12 protein-coding genes are annotated in these 17,431 nt (G+C 70.7%); 8 read left to right on the forward strand and 4 right to left on the reverse strand.

The annotated features are described in order from the left end of the window. Positions 1 to 89: 89 nt before the first annotated feature. Both ctaD and LK06_RS29355 read left to right on the forward strand, forming a co-directional pair. Positions 90 to 1,802 (forward strand): aa3-type cytochrome oxidase subunit I, encoded by a 1,713-nt coding sequence (ctaD, locus tag LK06_RS29350; protein ID WP_071659098.1) that lies wholly within the window; start codon positions 90 to 92, stop codon positions 1,800 to 1,802. Positions 1,803 to 1,806: 4 nt separating this feature from the next. After that, positions 1,807 to 2,364: a hypothetical protein gene (locus LK06_RS29355; RefSeq protein WP_039648682.1), complete on the forward strand. Its 558-nt coding sequence runs from the start codon at positions 1,807 to 1,809 to the stop codon at positions 2,362 to 2,364. A gap of 225 nt (positions 2,365 to 2,589) precedes the next feature. On the opposite strand, the gene gad is transcribed toward LK06_RS29355, so the two are convergent. Both gad and LK06_RS29365 read right to left on the reverse strand, forming a co-directional pair. Continuing rightward, on the reverse strand, positions 2,590 to 3,987 hold the full coding sequence (gene gad, locus LK06_RS29360) for a glutamate decarboxylase (protein ID WP_039648712.1): 1,398 nt from the start codon (positions 3,985 to 3,987) through the stop codon (positions 2,590 to 2,592). A gap of 624 nt (positions 3,988 to 4,611) precedes the next feature. Then, on the reverse strand, positions 4,612 to 5,106 hold the full coding sequence (locus LK06_RS29365; protein WP_052269719.1) for a hypothetical protein: 495 nt from the start codon (positions 5,104 to 5,106) through the stop codon (positions 4,612 to 4,614). Between the two features lie 644 nt (positions 5,107 to 5,750). Between LK06_RS29365 and LK06_RS29370 the strand changes: the two genes are divergently transcribed. Then, the gene (locus LK06_RS29370; RefSeq protein ID WP_039648683.1) at positions 5,751 to 6,086 is read left to right on the forward strand and encodes a hypothetical protein; all 336 of its coding nucleotides are present in this window, start codon (positions 5,751 to 5,753) and stop codon (positions 6,084 to 6,086) included. 507 nt (positions 6,087 to 6,593) lie between these two features. Here LK06_RS29370 and LK06_RS29375 read toward each other — a convergent pair. Together LK06_RS29375 and LK06_RS29380 are read right to left on the reverse strand one after the other, a co-directional pair. After that, positions 6,594 to 7,904, reverse strand: coding sequence for an MFS transporter (locus tag LK06_RS29375; RefSeq protein ID WP_052319048.1), 1,311 nt, complete (start codon positions 7,902 to 7,904; stop codon positions 6,594 to 6,596). Positions 7,905 to 8,402: 498 nt separating this feature from the next. After that, positions 8,403 to 9,032: a TetR/AcrR family transcriptional regulator gene (locus LK06_RS29380; protein ID WP_052269721.1), complete on the reverse strand. Its 630-nt coding sequence runs from the start codon at positions 9,030 to 9,032 to the stop codon at positions 8,403 to 8,405. Positions 9,033 to 9,186: 154 nt separating this feature from the next. Between LK06_RS29380 and LK06_RS29385 the strand changes: the two genes are divergently transcribed. The 5 genes from LK06_RS29385 to LK06_RS29405 all read left to right on the forward strand — a co-directional run bounded on the left by LK06_RS29385 (position 9,187) and on the right by LK06_RS29405 (position 17,322). Next, complete coding sequence (locus LK06_RS29385; protein WP_234367539.1) at positions 9,187 to 11,403, forward strand: MMPL family transporter; 2,217 nt, start codon at positions 9,187 to 9,189, stop codon at positions 11,401 to 11,403. Between the two features lie 47 nt (positions 11,404 to 11,450). After that, positions 11,451 to 12,170 (forward strand): LmeA family phospholipid-binding protein, encoded by a 720-nt coding sequence (locus LK06_RS29390; protein WP_039648684.1) that lies wholly within the window; start codon positions 11,451 to 11,453, stop codon positions 12,168 to 12,170. Between the two features lie 477 nt (positions 12,171 to 12,647). Further along, the gene (gene msrA / locus LK06_RS29395) at positions 12,648 to 13,169 is read left to right on the forward strand and encodes a peptide-methionine (S)-S-oxide reductase MsrA (protein ID WP_039648685.1); all 522 of its coding nucleotides are present in this window, start codon (positions 12,648 to 12,650) and stop codon (positions 13,167 to 13,169) included. Between the two features lie 573 nt (positions 13,170 to 13,742). Next, a complete protein-coding gene (locus tag LK06_RS29400; protein ID WP_039648686.1) occupies positions 13,743 to 15,422 on the forward strand; it encodes a sigma-70 family RNA polymerase sigma factor in 1,680 nt (559 codons plus the stop codon). A 595-nt stretch (positions 15,423 to 16,017) separates the two neighbouring features. Beyond that, a complete protein-coding gene (locus tag LK06_RS29405) occupies positions 16,018 to 17,322 on the forward strand; it encodes a cytochrome P450 (protein ID WP_039648687.1) in 1,305 nt (434 codons plus the stop codon). The last annotated feature ends 109 nt before the right edge of the window (positions 17,323 to 17,431 follow it).

Genomic DNA, 17,431 nt, shown 5'->3' on the forward strand with positions numbered 1-17,431 from the left:
GGGGGGCGGCCGGGAAGGCCAGGTCTATATCCGTACCACGGCACCTCCCGGCTCGCCGCTCATTTGGCAGAAGTGGAGGACACCGTCCGGTGGACGAGACGCAGGAACAGCAGGTGCAGACCGTGCGGCCGAGGGATACGGCAGGGGTCTCGGTGACGGTGGAGACACCCGGCCGAACGGAGCAGGCGGGAGGCCGTGAACGGCCGTCGTGGACGGAATGGCTGACGACCACCGACCACAAGAAGATCGGGACGATGTACCTGGTCAGTGCGTTCGTGTTCTTCATAGTCGGTGGGGTGATGGCCCTGCTGATGCGCGCCGAACTCGCCCGTCCCGGCATGCAGATCATGTCGCAGGAGCAGTTCAACCAGGCGTTCACCATGCATGGTTCGATCATGTTGCTGATGTTCGCGATGCCGCTGTTCACCGGCTTCGCCAACTGGATCATGCCGTTGCAGATCGGTGCCCCGGACGTCGCGTTCCCGCGCTTGAACATGCTCGCCTATTGGCTCTTCCTGTTCGGGTCGTCGATCGCGGCCTTCGGGTTCCTGACCCCGGGCGGTGCCGCCGACTTCGGCTGGTTCCTGTACGCCCCGCTGTCGGACGCGGTTCACTCACCGGGCCTTGGCGCCGACCTGTGGATCATGGGCGTGGCCCTGTCCGGCTTCGGCTCGATCCTCGGCGCGGTCAACTTCATCACCACGATCATCTGTATGCGCGCCCCGGGCATGACGATGTTCCGGATGCCCATCTTCGTGTGGAACGTGCTGCTGACCGCCCTGCTGGTCCTCATCGTCTTCCCGGTGCTGGCCGCCGCGCTGTTCGCACTGGAGGCGGACCGCAAGTTCGGTGCCCACGTCTTCGACGCGGCCAACGGCGGGGCACTGCTGTGGCAGCACTTGTTCTGGTTCTTCGGCCATCCGGAGGTCTACATCCTGGCACTGCCGTTCTTCGGCATCGTCTCCGAAGTCATCCCCGTCTTCAGCCGCAAGCCCATGTTCGGCTACATGGGACTGATCGCGGCGACGATGGCGATCGCGGGCCTGTCGGTGACGGTGTGGGCGCACCACATGTACGTCACCGGGGGCGTCCTGCTGCCGTTCTTCTCCTTCATGACCTTCCTGATCGCGGTCCCCACCGGAGTGAAGTTCTTCAACTGGATCGGCACCATGTGGAAGGGGTCACTGTCCTTCGAGACCCCGATGCTGTGGACGGTCGGCTTCCTGATCACGTTCGTCTTCGGTGGTCTGACCGGGGTGATCCTGGCGGCGCCGCCGATGGACTTCCACCTCTCCGACTCGTACTTCGTCGTCGCGCACTTCCACTACACCGTCTTCGGCACGGTCGTGTACGCCATGTTCGCCGGATTCCACTTCTGGTGGCCCAAGTTCACCGGCAAGATGCTCGACGAACGCCTTGGGAAGATCACGTTCTGGACACTCACGGTCGGTTTCCACACCACCTTCCTGGTCCAGCACTGGCTGGGCGCCGAGGGCATGCCCCGCCGTTACGCCGACTACCTCGCCGCCGACGGCTTCACCGCCCTCAACACCGTCTCCACCATCGGGGCGTTCCTGCTCGGCCTGTCGATCCTGCCGTTCTTCTACAACGTCTGGAAGACCGCGAAATACGGCAAGCCGGTCGAGACCGACGATCCCTGGGGCTACGGTCGTTCGCTGGAGTGGGCGACCTCCTGTCCGCCGCCACGCCACAACTTCGCTCAGCTTCCCCGAATCCGCAGCGAGTCCCCCGCGTTCGACCTGCACCATCCGGAGATAGCAGCGCTTGAGGCGGCGGGGTAAGGCCGTGCCCCAAGCCCTTCTCGCCCTGGGAGCGGCAGCGGTGACCGTGTCGGGCTGTGTCTGGTACCTGCCGGCGCTCGCCGACCTGCGCGCGGGAGCCGACCGGCCCGTGTCCCGACGCAAGGCCGCGGCGGCCTGCCTCAGCGGCTGGACCACGGCCGGGATCGTCGCACTGCTGCTCCTCGTGTCGCCAGCATGGTGGGTACCGTCCACCGCGGCCGTGGCCGGCACCGCCGTCACGGTGGGCCTGCGAGCGCGCGCCGCCGTGCAGCGTCGCCGGGAAAGACGTGAGGCCGCACGCGACTGGGCGGAGCTGGGCCACGACCGGAGGCCACCGGACATCGGACGCGCCCGGAACGTCGTCGCCGTGCTCATCGCCTTCGGAGCGGCCGCCGCCGTGGCCGTGGCGGGCCTCGGCGTCGTTGCCGAGCCCGGAGGCGCCAGGGCCTGGTGGTGTGCCGCCGTTCCGTCTTCGGTCGTCGCGTTGTTCCTCGCCCTCGCGGTCGTGTGGGGCCGCGCGCTTCGCCGCGACCGCGTTGATGCGAGTGATCGCCGTCGGTGACGAGGAGCGGGGGTGCGGACTCGCCGTGGGTGTCGGCCGGCCGTCGGGGACCCGTCCGGGTGGGGCGCGCCGGCCGGGCCCGTTCACCCGGTGACAACGGACTCCACCCGCACCCGGCCGAGGGGCGCTGAACGGTGGGACATGCTCGGCGACGACACGCACCCCCGTCCGGTCGCGAGCACGGTGAGCGAGGCCGGACGATGTCCGGCGCCGACGTGCGTCCGGTCAGGTGGCGGCGAGGGGCTCCGGCAGGGGTGAGGCGGCTCGGCCGGTGTGAAGCTGCCTGGTGACCTCGGTCAGGTCGGTGATGAACATGCCCGCGAGTTCGGCCGTGAACCCGGTGCGTACCACCAGGCGTAGGACGGAAACGTCCTGACAGGGGACGGGAAAGGTGTAGGCCGGCAGGTGCCAGCCCCGCGCGCGCATGGCCCGGGAGACGTCGAATACCGTCGGGCCCGGTGTGCCGGGCGCCAGGCGGAAGGCGAAGGCCGGGAGTTCGGAGCCGTCCGTGATCAGTTCGTAGGGTGGAATGCTGCGGATGCGCGCGGCGAGCGCACACGCCGTCGTACGGCACTGGGCCGCCAGGCTCCTCATCCCCTCGAAGCCGTACCGCAGGAAGCTGTAGTACTGCGCCACGACGTGCGCTCCCGGACGGGAGAAGTTGAGGGTGAAGCTGGCGGAGCGGCCGCCGAGGTAGTCCACCTCGAACACCAGGTCCTCGGGGAGAGCTTCGGCGTCGCGCCAGAGAGCCCAACCGAGGCCGGGGAAGACGTGCCCGTACTTGTGTCCCGAGGTGTTGATGGAGGCGACGCGTTCGAGCTGGAAGTCCCACATGAGCCCCGGGTCGAGGAACGGGGCCACCAGGGCACCGGATGCGCCGTCGACATGCACGGGGATGTCGGTCCCGGTGGCGGCCTGGTACCCGTCCAGGACCATGCAGAGGTCGGCGACGGGCTCGTAGGAGCCGTCGAAGGTGGACCCCAGGACGGCCACGACGCCGATGGTGTTGTCGTCGCAGTAGGCGGTGAGCGCCTCGGGCGAAAGGTGGTAGCGACCCGGTGCCATCGGGACGTAGCGCGGTTCCACCTCGAAGTAGTTGGCGAACTTCTTCCAGCACACCTGGACGTTCGCCCCCATGACGAGGTTCGGTCGTCCGGTGTCCCTGCCCTGGGCGCGCCGTCGCTCTTGCCAACGGCGCTTGAGCGCGAGCCCTCCGAGCATGGCTGCCTCGCTGGAGCCGGTGGTGGAGCAGCCACGCACCCGCTCCGGGTCCGGCGCGTGCCAGAGCCGGGCGAGCATCCGCACACACCGCGCCTCCATCGCGGTGATCTGCGGGTACTCGGCGCGGTCCGCGAGGTTCTTCTCCGCGGTGTCCGTCATCAGCTGCCGTGCCTGCGGCTCCATCCACGTCGTCACGAAGGTGGCGAGATTGAGCCTTGCGTTGCCGTCGAGCATGAGCTCGTCACGCACGCGGCGATAGACCAGGTCCGGCGAGGACTCGGACGCGGGGAGCTCTTCTACGGGTAGCAGGAGGTCGTCGGAGGGCGGGGGGTCGAAGCCAGGGGAAGCGGGCGGGGCGCCGAGCTGGGCTTCGGCCATGACGTCGGTGTTCGAGAGGGGCATGAGCGTCTCAATGCCTTTCTTGTCCGTGCGGCCCACGTACAGTCCGACGCTAGATCCCCCTGCTTTCCGTCATATGTGTCGATTACACCGATTCAGCTACCGATTTGCATACTGATGAACTGGATTTTCCCTTGTGCGTGCACAGGCCGTGTAGGTGCCGTGGCGCCGCTGCGTACCGGCTCCCGGGGCCGCCGGGTCATGGTCTGCGTCGATCCGTACCGGTGGGCAGGGCGCGTACGGCCCCGCGTGGTGGTCCGCCGCCAGGCAGCGGATCGGGCTGCCGACCGGACGGCTCGACGAGAACCCGGGGCGGATCCAGGCGAGATCACGCTCCCGGCGCGGCCGGGGGCATCCGTGCCGCTGCTGCCCGGGCACGCTCGGTGTGGTTTCTCGGCAAGCCGCGGAAGGACCGCGCCGAGCACCTGGCGCCGCGCCGAGCCGGGCGGACGGGCGCCGGATTGCCCGAGTAGGGCGGCCGTTGCGGCCCGACGGGAGGGACGGGCCGCCGTCGGGCCGTGGGCGCGGTCCGGGACCTTGTCCGTGAGGCTCTGTCAGGAGGCGGATCCGCGGCGTCGCGGATGCCAGCCGGCCGGGATCGGGCGAGTGACCGCGGTACCGCGGTGGTCAGTAGCGCAGGGCCGCGCCCACGGCCGCGCGTACCTCGCCGGTCAGGTTGCGGTTGCTGCGGGCGGTGCCCTTGCCCGTGGCGCCGGCGGCCACGTCCGTGATGGTCACCACGACCACGTCCAGCAGATTGCCGCTCTGGTCTGTGAAGTTGACCTGGACGGCGAAGGACTTCGTGGAGCTGGCGGTGTTCTTGGTGGTCACCTCGACCGTGGCCCGGCCGTCGCTGTCAGTGCCGATGCTACCGAGCGTTACGTCGCCCTTGACGTTCAGCCCGCCCGTGGCCTCGTCGAGCTTGCGCTTGGCCTCAGCCGTGGCCGAGGCCAGCGCGTCGGCCCCCTGGGAGGCGAGGGAGGAGGCGGCGGAAGCGGCTGCCGATGCCGCCTTGCTGACGGTGCCGGACGGGTTTGAGGAGTTGCCGGAGCACCCGGCCGCCGCGACCGCCGTCACGGCCAGCACCACACCCGCCGCACCCCGTGTCCAGGGCCCTGCCATACCGTGCCTCCTGTGGCCTGGGAACAAACCGTTCCCCTCAGTGATAGACGGCGCGCTCGTGTACCGCACGCCGGATGGGACACCCGGGTCTTGATACGCCCTCGAACGGGCCCTCCGGCGCTCCGGAAGAAGCCTCGGCAACGCTGCGGTCCGGGCGCGCCCGCGCGAGCGTGTTCCACCGCACCAGGAGCCTCGTCAACGATCGTGTTCACCCCCGGCCCGTAGCCGGTGCGACTGCGCGGGGCCCGGCACATCGCACGACGGGTGTTCCCGGCCGGTGCGGGCCTCCGGATCCGCCGGCGACCGTCGGGTTCATGGCCGTGGAGGCACGGCGGGTGCGTTCCCGGCAGGTGAGGTGAGGTCGTCCAGCCGACGGCCGTGACACCGCCCCGATCGATGCGGCGGGCCGGCGGCGCGGGCCGGTCGGCCGCCGGGTACGTCGGTGACGCATGGCCCGCACGCCCAGGACGGGCCGCGCGCGGTGACGCCCGGGCCGTGTCCGGCCGGGCGGCGTCACTGGGCGCCCGGTGACGGGTGGGTGCCCGTAACGGCGGTACTCACCGGGCGTGTGCGCCGGCTCTGGCGGATAGTGGTGGCGGGGCGACGTCCCCCTGCGGTTCCCCCGTCCCGGCACAGGAGGCCCGATGCCCGCTTCACGGTCCATGGCCGCGCTCGCCGGCGCCGCCTTGCTCGGCATCGCGCTCACCGCCTGTCAGGATCAGGCGTCCGGGCAGGTGGTGGCGCGAAGCGATGGCAGACTCGTGGAGACCATCTCGAACCCGTCGATCGACGGGTGCCACCGTTTCCGCGAAGGCGTGACCCACGTGGACAACTTCACGGAGAGCAGCATGCTCCTGTACACCACGCCCGACTGCACGGAGTCCTCGGGCGGGGAAAGCAACTACCTGGACATGCACTCCTCGGATGTCGTCGTCAGATCCACCGGCCTGTGGCAGAGCTTCTCCTTCGCCCCCGAGTGACCCCGCTGGTCCACCGAGCCTCCGGTCCTTCCCGGCACGGAGGGCGCTTCAGGCGTGGGTCCCGTCCCCACTCGGGTCCGGCGTGGTTCCCGACGAGCCGTAGGTCCTCCTGTAGCCGGGGCGTGGTTCCCGACGAGTGCCAGGTTCTGCCCGGCCGGTCGCCGATGCGGCGGGCTCGCTCGGCCGGTCCCACCCGCTGCGAGGCGCCCGGCAGGTGACGGACGTACGTCCCGCACCGCCGCCCGGGCAGTCCGTGAGGCCCGGCTGTGCCGAACTCCCCGGGCTGGAGTTGGGGCGCGGGGTGGCGAGGCCGTCCGTCTGCTGGCCGGACTGGCCGACGCCGCATAGCTGCGGGTCAGTGGGGGCTGCGGTACGCGTACCGGATGCTGTGCCACGTCCAGGCCTTCGTGCGGCACTGTGCTCGGGTCAAGGTCGGGCCCGTGCTGTCGCCGGAACGCTGCCCGGCCCACTCTGACCTTCGCGGCACCGCCACCGGCAGTGCCGGGCTCAGCCCGCCTCGTGGGCCGGGCGGAGCTCGGACAACTCGTCGAGTGGTGTGTCGAGCACGGCGAGGGACCGGGTCAGATGCAGGGCCAGGGCCAGCGGGACCAGCCCCACCAGCAGCGCGACAGCCCCGCCCGGCACTCCGAACAGAGCGACCAACAGCCCGGCCAGCAGGGGCCCGGTCCATTCCAGGGCCTGCACGCCGAAACGGTTCACCGCCGAGACCCGGCCGCTGAACTCGTCCGGGACCAGGCGAACCATGTACGACTGGAGCATGACGTTGAGCGGGACCATGGTCAGCATGGCCACGAAGGTCACCGCACCGATTTCCCATGGTGCCGGGACGACCGCGACCAGTACCAGCGCCCCCGCGAACGCCCATGCCGCGGTGCGGATGACGGTTTTGGCGCGGACCGAGCGGGCGACCGCCGGGCCGATCGCCGAGCCCACCACGCCGCCGACCAGCGCGACCGCGCTGACCAGGCCGATCGTGGTGGGGCCGCCGCCGCGGAACTTGACCAGGGCGATGAACAGGAGCGCGAACGCCTGGCCGAGGGTGTTGAGCAGCGCCCCCCACATCACCACGAAGCGCAGGAAGGGCTCCCCGCGGACGAACCGGAACCCGGCGGCGATGTCCTGACGCACCGTCGTGCGCTCGTTCTCAACCCGGTCCTCGCGCTCGGGACCCAGCGGCCGGTGGATCAGCGCCGCGCCGAGCGACGCCGCGCCGAAGGAGAGTGCGTCGATGCCGAAGGGGCACCAGCGGGCGAGCGAGAACAGCAAGCCGCCCACCGGGCCGCCGAGTAGTTGGGCACCGAGGTCACGGCCCAACTCCTGCGCCGTGGCGGTGGCCAGTTGGTCCTTGCGGGCAATGCGCCGCAGCGCCGGAGCGGTGGCACCGGAGGCGACCCCGGCCGCCAGGCCGCTCACCGTCGCCGCCGCTACGAGAAGGGGGAGCTGCGGACGGTCGGCGGCCACCAGGGCCGCGACGGCCGCAAGGGCCGCACCTTGGACGAGGGGCGCGATGACCAGGATGGCCTTGCGGGAGACCCGGTCGGCGAGCGCACCGCCCCACAGTGTGGTGACCAGTGCGCTCACCAGCCCGGCCGCGGTGAGCGTCCCGGCCTTGGCCACCGAGCCGGTGGTGTAGAGGATCAGCAGCGGAAACGAGATGGCCGAGATGCTGGTCCCTAAAGCGGAGGCCGTGTTCCCGACCCACCAGCCCACGTAGTCGGAGTTCCGCCACAGCGACGGCGGTGGCGCCGTCTCGCTGTCCGCTCCGGAACCTGCGGCGCCGGTGTCGGTGCTGGTCACCTTTGTTCTCCCAGGGTGCCGTGGCCTTCGGGCCGTGGGGATGAGGGCTCGCGACGGCCCTTCCGCCGTGCAGGCGGTCGGGCTCGTCGCTAGAGGAGGGCCGTACGCGGTCCTGGGCCGGGACGATATCCAGGGCGCCCCGCGTGCGGAAGTACGCCGCCGGTCAGGCCCTTGGCCGGGAGGTGGCAGAACTGCAGGCCGGTGGAGTCCGTCCGTGGATGGTGAGTGAGCGCGAGGCCGGCGCCCGCGGTGTCCGCGGTCGCTGCTCGAAGGCGCCGCCGGCACACCTGGGCGTCACCGTGGGCGTGGTGGACCGAGCCGCCGTGCGGCTGCGCGGTGGGTGGGTCACGCCTGGACGGACGCATGCGCCCGCGCCCTCGATGTGGCCCGGGGACGCGTTCACGGCGAGCACCGGCCCCGGCCCGGCCGCGGCGAACGGCCGTGCCGGCGACCGGTCCCAGGCCCGGCCCCGGCCCGGGACCCCTTCCGCGCCCGCTGTCAATGACGCCCGGGAGAGCCGATCTCGCGCAGGATTCCGAAGGCCCGCAGGAGGGGCGCCGTGTCCGGGCCCGTGTCCGTGACGCCGGACGCCCGGCGCGCCCGGCGTGTCCGCAGTACGGCGCGCACCGCGGAGAGGGCGGCGCAGGCGATCACGGCCGCCTTCAGGTCGGCGTCCGGCGTGTTCGGGGGAAGCCTGCGCTGGACCAGGACGGTCAGCCGCTCCTCGAAGTCGGAGAACGCCTGCACGAGACGGGCCGTGACGACGTTCTCGATGTCCTCAAGAGGGTGGCTGAGGGCGGTCAGGGTCGAGGCCGCGAATGGCTTGGCCGCCTCCAGCAAGGCGTTGCACACCGCGTCCAGGGGCTCCTCCTCCGCCGGACGCTCGGAGAGGGCGTTCTCGACGTAGGCGAAGACCTCGACGCCGTCGGGCAACAGCAGCGCTTCCTTGGTCTCGAAGTAACGGAAGAACGTGCGTACGGAGACGTTCGCGTATGCGGCGATGTCCGCAACCGTGGTGGCCTCGAAGCCGCGCTCTTTGAACAGGTGCGCGGCTCCTTCCAGAAGCAGGCGCCGTGTCTCCTCCTTCTTGCGTTCACGCAGTCCAGTGGGGGTGATCTCACTCGGCATGGGTCGAGCCTCCGGCATGGTGTCGCGGCTGTCAATTGGCACGCGTGTCACGCGAGAGCCATCGCATCTGCACATTGTCATGAATGACAATTGTCATCTGTGCCACTTCTTCTCTAGAGTTCGTGTCACTCGTGACACTTTTTTGGAGAGCAAGGTGCCCAGACCTTCACAGCACGTTCCCGCGCCGGCCGACACGCGGCCTGAGGTGCGGACCGGCGCGCATCCACCGGCGGATCCCACCCCGGTATCCGGCGGACTCGGTCGCCTCGGCGGCTTCTGCGCCCGGCATCCGGTCACGGTCATCGCCGTCTGGCTGCTGATCCTCGGTGCCGCCCTGGCCGGGCGGCACCTTGCCGCGCCCACCTTCAGCGACCGGATCAGCCTGCCCGGCACCGCCTCCCACACCGGTGCCGACCTCCTCACGGCATCCATGCCCCAAGCGGGCAGGCCCAGCGGCAAAGTCGTCTTCCACGCAGGCTCCGGCACCGTGGCCGACCAGCGGTCCGCCCTCGGTAGATCCCTTGCCGACCTGCGCGACCTGCCCCACGTCACCGCCGCTTCGGCATCCGTGACCAGCAACGACGGACGTACCGCCTACACCACCGTCTCCTTCGACGAGCAGCTGAAGAACCTCGGCCACGACTACACCGAGCGGCTCGACGCGGCGACGGAGCCCGCCCGAGCGGCAGGGCTGGGTGTCGCCTACGGGGGAGACCTCGAACAAGTGGTCCGCGAACCGGCCAACGACGAACTGAGTGAGGGCGTGGGCGTCGCAGCCGCCCTCGTCATCCTGCTTCTCGCCTTCGGCAGTGTCCTCGCTGCGCTGCTGCCGCTGGCCACCGCCCTGATCAGCGTCGGAGTCGGCCTCGGTGTCGTGGGCATCGTCGCCGCCACCCTCACCTTCGCGACCTCCGCCACGACCCTGGCCGGCATGATCGGCCTGGGCGTCGGCATCGACTACGCCCTGTTCCTGACGACGCGCTTCCGCCAGGACCTCATCGAGGGACGCGATCCGGTCGAGGCCGCGGCCCGCACGGCGCGTACCAGTGGACGCGCCGTCCTCATCGCCGCTCTGACCGTGGCCGTCGCCATGCTGAGCCTGTACGCGTGCGGGCTGACCTTCATCGGCAAGATAGGGCTGGCGGCCACCCTCGCCGTCATCGTGACCGCCGGTGCCGCCCTCACCCTGGTGCCGGCGGCCCTGGGCCTGGTCGGCAGGCGCATCGACCGGCTGCGGCTGGGCCGCCCTGTCGCCGAGAGCAACGGCGCGCATGACGGCTGGCACCGCTACGCCGGACTCGTCTCCCGGCGGCCGTGGACCTTCCTGGCCGTCGGCCTCGCCATCCTCGGTGTGTGCTCCGCACCCCTGCTCTCCATGCGCCTCGGTCACGTCGACGGCGGTGCGGACCGGCTCGGCAGCAGCACCCGCACCGCGTACGACTGGATCGCGAACGCCGAGGGGAAGGGTTTCGGAGCGGGCGCGAACGGCCCGGTCCTCGCCGTGATCGACGTGAGCGGAGCCTCCACACCCGTGGACCGGATCTCGGACGAGGTGAGCGCGGCTCTGAAGGAAACCCACGGCGTGGCCGCCTTCACCCCGGTCCGGGCGAGCGGCGACGGGAAGATCCTCGTCACCACGGTCACCCCGGCCACGGGCCCGCAGGACGCCGCGACCGGCACCCTGCTCCACGACCTCTCCGCGCGAACCCTGCCGAAGGCCCTCGACGGCACCGGCGCCAAGGCCTATCTCACCGGAAGCGTGGCGGGCCAGGCCGACTTCCGCGACACGATCGGCGAACGGTTGCCCACCGTCATCGGTATCGTCCTGGTCCTCGCCTTCCTCCTGCTCATGACGGTCTTCCGCAGCGTGGTGATCCCCCTCAAGGCCGTCGTGCTCAACCTCTTCACCACGGCCGCGTCCTACGGCGTGCTCGTCGTGGTCTTCCAGTGGGGCTGGGGTGACTCGCTGCTGGGGCTGTCCGAGCCCGTACCCATCGAGTCGTACGTCCCGATGATGATGTTCGCGATCGTCTTCGGGCTGTCCATGGACTACGAGATCTTCCTGCTGTCCCGGATCGCCGAAGCCTGGCATCGCACCGGTGACAACAGTGTCGCGGTCGGCGAGGGACTCTCCGCGACGGCCCGCGTCATCTCCGCCGCGGCCTTCATCATGACCGCAGTGTTCCTGTCCTTCACCGCCTCGCCGACCGTGGTGGTGAAGATGCTTGCCCTGGGGCTGGCGATCAGCGTGATCGTCGACGCCACGGTGGTCCGCCTCGTCCTGGTGCCGTCCGCCATGTTCCTCATGGGCAAGGCGAACTGGTGGATGCCCCGCCGACTTGACCGGATCCTCCCGCGTCTGCATGCCTGATCGCCCCACCAGCCCGCCCAACCGATCGATTCGGAGCAAGTGACCACGTGACCCGTTACCGTCGCAACAGGATCCGCGTCCTCGCCGCAATCACCGCGGCACTGGCTGCTCTGACCGGCGCGACCGACCTCCTGGTCGAGCACAGGGCCGAGGAGAGGATCGTCACCCAGGCTTCGCGCCGGCTGAAGCCGGAAGGGACGGTGCGCGCCGATCTCACCACGCCGCTCGCGGGGTTGCGCACCCTCGGCGGGGAGGTCGGCGACGTCGAGGTGAGCGCGAAGGGGGTGCGCCGTCAGCACGCGGTGATGGATGTGTCCGTCCGGTTGAAGGACGTCACGACGGACGGCAACAGCGCCGGCGGCACCGGGACCGCCACCATCGGGTACGACCAGGTGACCCGGCGTCTGGGAGCGCTGGGCAACGGCCTGACGGCCGCTGCCCAGGGCGGCGACCTGACGCTCAGCGGAAGCGTCGGCCGCCTTGGGCTGCCGGTCACCGTGCGGGCCAAGCTGACCACCACCCCGGACACCTTCACCATCACGCCTACGACGGTGAACGTCCTGGGCCGCACCATGGCGGTCGATGACATCGCCGCCCTGCCGGCCGCATCCGGGCTGCGGGACCAGCTGGAACCCCGGACCGTGGCCGTCACCGGGCTGCCCCACGGTGTGGCGCTGACCTCCGCGCACGCCGCCGGCAACGGACTTGTGCTCGCCTTCTCGATCGCTCCGGGCCCGACGCCGGGCGCGGCCGGAGGCGCCGTCTGATGGTCCGGACGGCGGCGCGCGCGAAGGCGCCGTGGCCGCACCGTGCGTCGGGGCCGGACGTACCCCGTCCGGAACGTGCGCCGGCGCTCGCCTGGGCGGGCGCCGGCGCACGCACCGGTGCCAGAGGCGGTGCTGATCGGACGCAGCAGTCCCCAGCCTTCCCGGGGCGCCTCAAGACAGCCTCCGCCGGGTGCGGAGCCCCCTGCGCACCCGCCCTGCCCGCAGCCGTCTGATCACGCCCGCGTGACGGCCAGTCGGCTCGCCCCGCCCAACGGCCCGTTCACTTCAGGGAATCCGGGTTTCGCCCGGCCACGGGCCAACGTCCTCGACGTCACCGTCCTTCCTCCGCCCGGCGGTGGACGACCCGACGTCCCACGGTGCCCCTTGGCCGGTTGCCCGCGGGCGGCAATAAGCTGGGTGGCTGTGCGACCGGCACGTCGAGGATGGTGCCGGGCAGGAGAGTCAGGGGAGCGACCGATGACAGTGGGAACAGAGCGAGCCGTACTGGCGGGCGGTTGCTTCTGGGGCATGCAGGAGCTGATCCGGAAGCAGCCGGGCGTGGTGTCCACGCGCGTCGGCTACAGCGGCGGCGACACACCGAACGCCACCTACCGTGATCACGGCGACCACGCCGAGGCCATCGAGATCCTCTTCGATCCCACGGTCACGAGCTACCGGGACGTCCTGGAGTTCTTCTTCCAGGTCCACGACCCGACCACGAAGGACCGCCAGGGCAACGACCTCGGGCGCAGCTACCGCTCAGCCATCTACTACGGCGACGAGGAGCAGCACCGCGTCGCCGTGGACACCATCGCGGACGTCGAAGCGAGCGGGTTGTGGCCGGGCAAGGTGGTCACGGAGGTCGAGCCCATCGGCGACTTCTGGGAGGCGGAGCCCGAGCACCAGGACTACCTGCAGCGCTACCCCAACGGCTATACCTGCCACTTCCCGCGACCGAACTGGAAGCTGCCTCGCCGGACCTCGGACACGGCGGACTGACGCCGCGGCCCGCGCTCGACAACCGCCCGCGCCCGACAGTGGCCCCCGCCCCTCGGTGATCTGCGCCGCGGGGCGGGGACAGGACAAGGGCTGAGCCTCTTTCCGAACCCGCGCCAGCCCGCATCCCCCCCGATCGAGTGCCCGTCCGGCGGTGAGCCGCCGCGAGCGGTCGCGCGCTGGTTCCCCGGCGGCGCCCGCCCGCTTTCTCCGCCGTGGCACGGCCACGCCCGTCGGGGTGGCGCCGGGCGGGCAACTCCTTGAAATGCTGTCGCCCTTCCGCTGGCGCACCGGCTGGTGAAACCGCCGTGACCCTTCCGAGGCCGGTTCGGCCGAGCCGGCCACCGGACGAGCCGCCCTCGCTCCGGGCCCGGTTCGTCGGTCCGGCGGAGGCCGCGCCGCCCCTGTTTCCCCGGGCGCCGGCCCGCATATGTGACGTCCTCCATTGCGATCGCCGACCTCTGCGGAGAACCTCTCGTGGGGGTGATTTTCCGAAGAACTGTTATCCAGGGCTCACCGAGCGGTCTCCCATACAGCGGACAACATCGTTCGGCGTCGAGGACAGGGAAACATTTGATGAGTACACGGCACACGGTGGATTCGGCGGCACTGGTGACCGCTGCCCGGGAAGGCGACCTGGAGGCCCAGGACACGCTGGTCAGCGTGTACCTTCCGCTGGTCTACAACATCGTGGGGCGGGCGCTGAACGGGTCGGTCGACGTCGACGACGTGGTACAGGAGACCATGCTCCGCGCCCTTGAGGGGCTGGATGGCCTGCGGACTCCCGGGGGTTTCCGCCCCTGGCTGGTGGCCATCGCGATGAACCAGGTTCGCACGCACTGGCAGAACCGGCAGGTGGCCCCGGACGCCGTGGACGACACCGAGGACTTCGCGGACCCGGGCGCCGACTTCGTGGACCTGACCATGATGCAGCTGCAGTTGTCCGGACAGCGTCAGGAGACCGCCCGCGCCACACGCTGGCTGGAGTACGACGAACGAGGGCTGCTGTCGCTCTGGTGGCTGGAGTGCGCCGGCGAGTTGACCCGGGCCGAGGTCGCCGCGGCTCTGGAGCTGTCGCCACAGCACACGGCGGTCCGGGTGCAGCGGATGAAGGCGCAACTGGAGACGGCCCGGGTGGTGGTGCGGGCACTCGACGCGCAGCCGCCGTGCGAGGAACTGCGGGGCATGCTGGTCTCCTGGGACGGCCGGCCCTCACCACTGTGGCGCAAGCGAATAGCCCGGCACGCGCGAGGCTGCGTGCGCTGCTCCGGCCTGTGGAGCGGGCTGATGCCCGCGGAGGGACTGCTGGCCGGCCTGGCGATGGTCGCGGCGGTGCCTGAACTGCTCGCGAGAGTCCGCTCCGCCTCCGGCGGGACCCCTGTGGCCGGTTCGGCGACCCGGCTCGCCGCGTCCGGTAGCCACGCCGGACCGGGCGCCGGAGGCGGAGGCGGACACCGTGCCGGGCGGGGCCGGGCGACCTCGCGGGGCCAGGCTCGCCGGCGCCGGCGGATCCGGCGCCGGGCCGTCGGCGGCGCGGCCTTGGCCGTGTGTGTCGCGGGAGGCGGGCTGTGGTACTTCATCACGGACTACGGGACCGGCTCCGAGCAGGTCACCGCAGCGGACGCTGCCGGGACGCCCACCGTGGACCTCTCGGCGTCCGCTTCCGCCGGGACCTCGCCGTCGGCCTCCACGTCCGCATCACCCTCCGCGTCGAAGTCGAAGAAGGCGAGTCCTTCCAAGAAGCCGAGTGCTTCGGCGAGTCCGACTGCTTCCAAGAGCCCGAAGCCCGCCAGGAAGAGCACTCCGGTCCCTCGGCAGACCCCCCGGACGACGCCGAGTTCGGCCGGCGCCGCGCAGGTGCAGTCGGCTCCCGCGAACACCGTTGCGCAGGTGGTCGCGCTGGTGAACAAGGAGCGGGCGACCGCCGGTTGCGGTCCGGTTACGGAGAACGCGCAACTGGAGAAGGCAGCGCAGGCTCACTCGGACGACATGGCCGCCCGCAACTTCTTCGACCACACCAACCCGGACGGCGCCGGACCCGGGGACCGCATCACGGCAGCGGGCTACCACTGGTCCACGTACGGGGAGAACATCGCTCGGGGCCAGCAGACCCCGCAGTCGGTGATGGACGCCTGGATGAACAGCCCCGGCCACCGTGCCAACATCCTCAACTGTGCGTTCAAGGACATCGGTGTGGGCGTGCACAAAGCCTCGGGAGGCCCGTGGTGGACACAGGACTTCGGTGCCAAGCTGTGACGCGGCCGGGCGTGGCAGTCGGTCCCGAGCCACCGCCCCGGTGGTGTGGTCCGTGGGCGTCCACGTGTGAGCACCGGCGGGGAACGCTGCTCGGGAAGAACCACCGGGTTCTCCGCCTCGGTACCGGTACACCGCGGCCAGGGCCACCGCGTCGCGGCGGGTAACCGTCGTCAGATCCGGTGACGGACGGCAGACGTGTCAGGCGGAAGGCGGCGGCCGAGGTGCGGCGGCGCCCGTTGTCGCGGCGGCGGTCGACTTGCTCGTGGTCGTGCGCGGACCGGTGGACGTCTGCCGCGAGGTCCTCGTGCCGCGCCGGGGGCCGACGGCTGGCACGCGGTCCCGCCGTCCCACGGACGACCGCATGGTCGGCTTCAGGTCGCCTGCAGCCCGCCGTAACCGGCCAACACGCCTGTCTACAGGGCTGGTTGAGACCAAGGTCCCCTAGGAACATCATGGCCGGTTAAGGGATTCCCCAAACCTCGGGACGGACCGCCGATCCGATCGGGTAGCCGCTTGACGGCTTTTCCACGATCGGGTGACACTGCTGATGCGTTTGACGCCCCCCGATGCGTCAGTGCAGGAAAATGGAGAGCTGATGTCGTTGGAACAGCCCGCCGTCCCGAAGTTACGAAGCGCCTCCGAGGCTCCCCAGACCGAGTTACCCGCCGTTCTCGGTGGGTTCGACCTCAGCGACCAGGACCGGTTCGGCGACGGGTTCCCGCACGAGGTCTTCGCCCGGCTCCGCCGAGAAGCTCCTGTCCTGCTGCACCCCCCCGGCCGCACCCGCGATGGTGAGGACTTCTGGGTGCTCTCCCGCTACGCCGACGTGGTCGAGGCCGCGGCGAGTCCGCTGCTGTCCTCCCAGGGCGGTGGCGACCGCGAGGGCGGCGGCACCCACCTCGACGACCTGCCTGCCGGCACCTATTCCGGCGCGATGCTGAACATGATGGATGACCCGCGGCACCGGCTGCTGCGCGAACTGGTCACACCCTCGGTCACCGGTCCGGTGCTGGAGGCGCTGAAGCCGGCCATCGCCGAACGCGCCGAGGCGATCATCTCCCAGGTCGTGGAGCAGGGCTCCTGCGACTTCCAGAACGATGTCGCCGGCCGCTTCTCCGTCGAGGTCATGGCCGCGCTGATGGGCGTGCCGCGCCCGGACTGGCAGCAGTTCGTGGACTGGACCGAGGTGGTGATGGGCTACGAGGACCGCGAGTCCGGCGAGTCCTCCTCGCGCAGCCAGGCCGCACTGCTGGCGATGTACGAGTACGGCGTCAAACTGATCGCCGAGAAGCGGGCCAACCCGGCGCAGGACTTTCTGTCCGTGATCGCCGCCGGCGATCTACCGGAGGGCTGCGGCCAGCCACCGCTGCGCGAGTACGAGCGCGAGGTGTTCGTCAACCTGCTGTCCCTGGCCGGGAGCGAGCCGACCCGCAACGTGATCGCGGTGGGCCTGCTCGCCCTGGCAGAGCGGCCGGACCAGTGGCAGGCGCTGCGCTCGGACCGGTCCCTGCTGGATGGCGCGGTCGAAGAGATGATGCGCTGGTCCACGCCGACGCCGTACAACCGGCGAACGGCCACGGAGGACTTCATGTTCCACGGCGCGCGGATCCGCCGGGGGGACAAGGTGACGCTGTGGTGGGCGTCGGCGAACCGGGACGAGAACGTGTTCGCCGATCCCCTGTCCTTCGACGTGCGCCGGAACCCCAACCCGCACCTGGCCTTCGGCTGGGGGCCGCACAGCTGCCTGGCGGTAGACCTGGCCCGCCTCGAACTGCGCGCGCTGTTCGACACGTTGCTCGACCGGGTCGCCGAGGTGCGGCTGACGGGACCGGTGCCGTGGGCCAACAACAGCAAGCACACGGTGGCGCTGAGAGTGCCGGTCGAGTTCGTCCCGGCCTGAGCGGACGGGCGGACCGTGGTCCCGCCGCGCGCGGCAGACGCCCTCGGGTGTGACCGCCACAGCGGCCCGGGGACGGTGGTCACGGGGAGGTGACCACGCCAGCCCGGAA

Origin of the sequence: Streptomyces pluripotens, from assembly GCF_000802245.2 — a bacterium.
Taxonomy (GTDB): Bacteria; Actinomycetota; Actinomycetes; order Streptomycetales; family Streptomycetaceae; genus Streptomyces; species Streptomyces pluripotens.

Bases quoted from the DNA above. Each gene is read 5' to 3' on its own strand.
- gad (WP_039648712.1), bottom strand. From the start codon at position 3,987: ATGCCCCTCTCGAACACCGACGTCATGGCCGAAGCCCAGCTCGGCGCC.
- LK06_RS29365 (WP_052269719.1), bottom strand. From the start codon at position 5,106: ATGGCAGGGCCCTGGACACGGGGTGCGGCGGGTGTGGTGCTGGCCGTG.
- LK06_RS29370 (WP_039648683.1), top strand. From the start codon at position 5,751: ATGCCCGCTTCACGGTCCATGGCCGCGCTCGCCGGCGCCGCCTTGCTC.
- LK06_RS29380 (WP_052269721.1), bottom strand. From the start codon at position 9,032: ATGCCGAGTGAGATCACCCCCACTGGACTGCGTGAACGCAAGAAGGAG.
- msrA (WP_039648685.1), top strand. From the start codon at position 12,648: ATGACAGTGGGAACAGAGCGAGCCGTACTGGCGGGCGGTTGCTTCTGG.
- LK06_RS29400 (WP_039648686.1), top strand. From the start codon at position 13,743: ATGAGTACACGGCACACGGTGGATTCGGCGGCACTGGTGACCGCTGCC.
- LK06_RS29405 (WP_039648687.1), top strand. From the start codon at position 16,018: ATGTCGTTGGAACAGCCCGCCGTCCCGAAGTTACGAAGCGCCTCCGAG.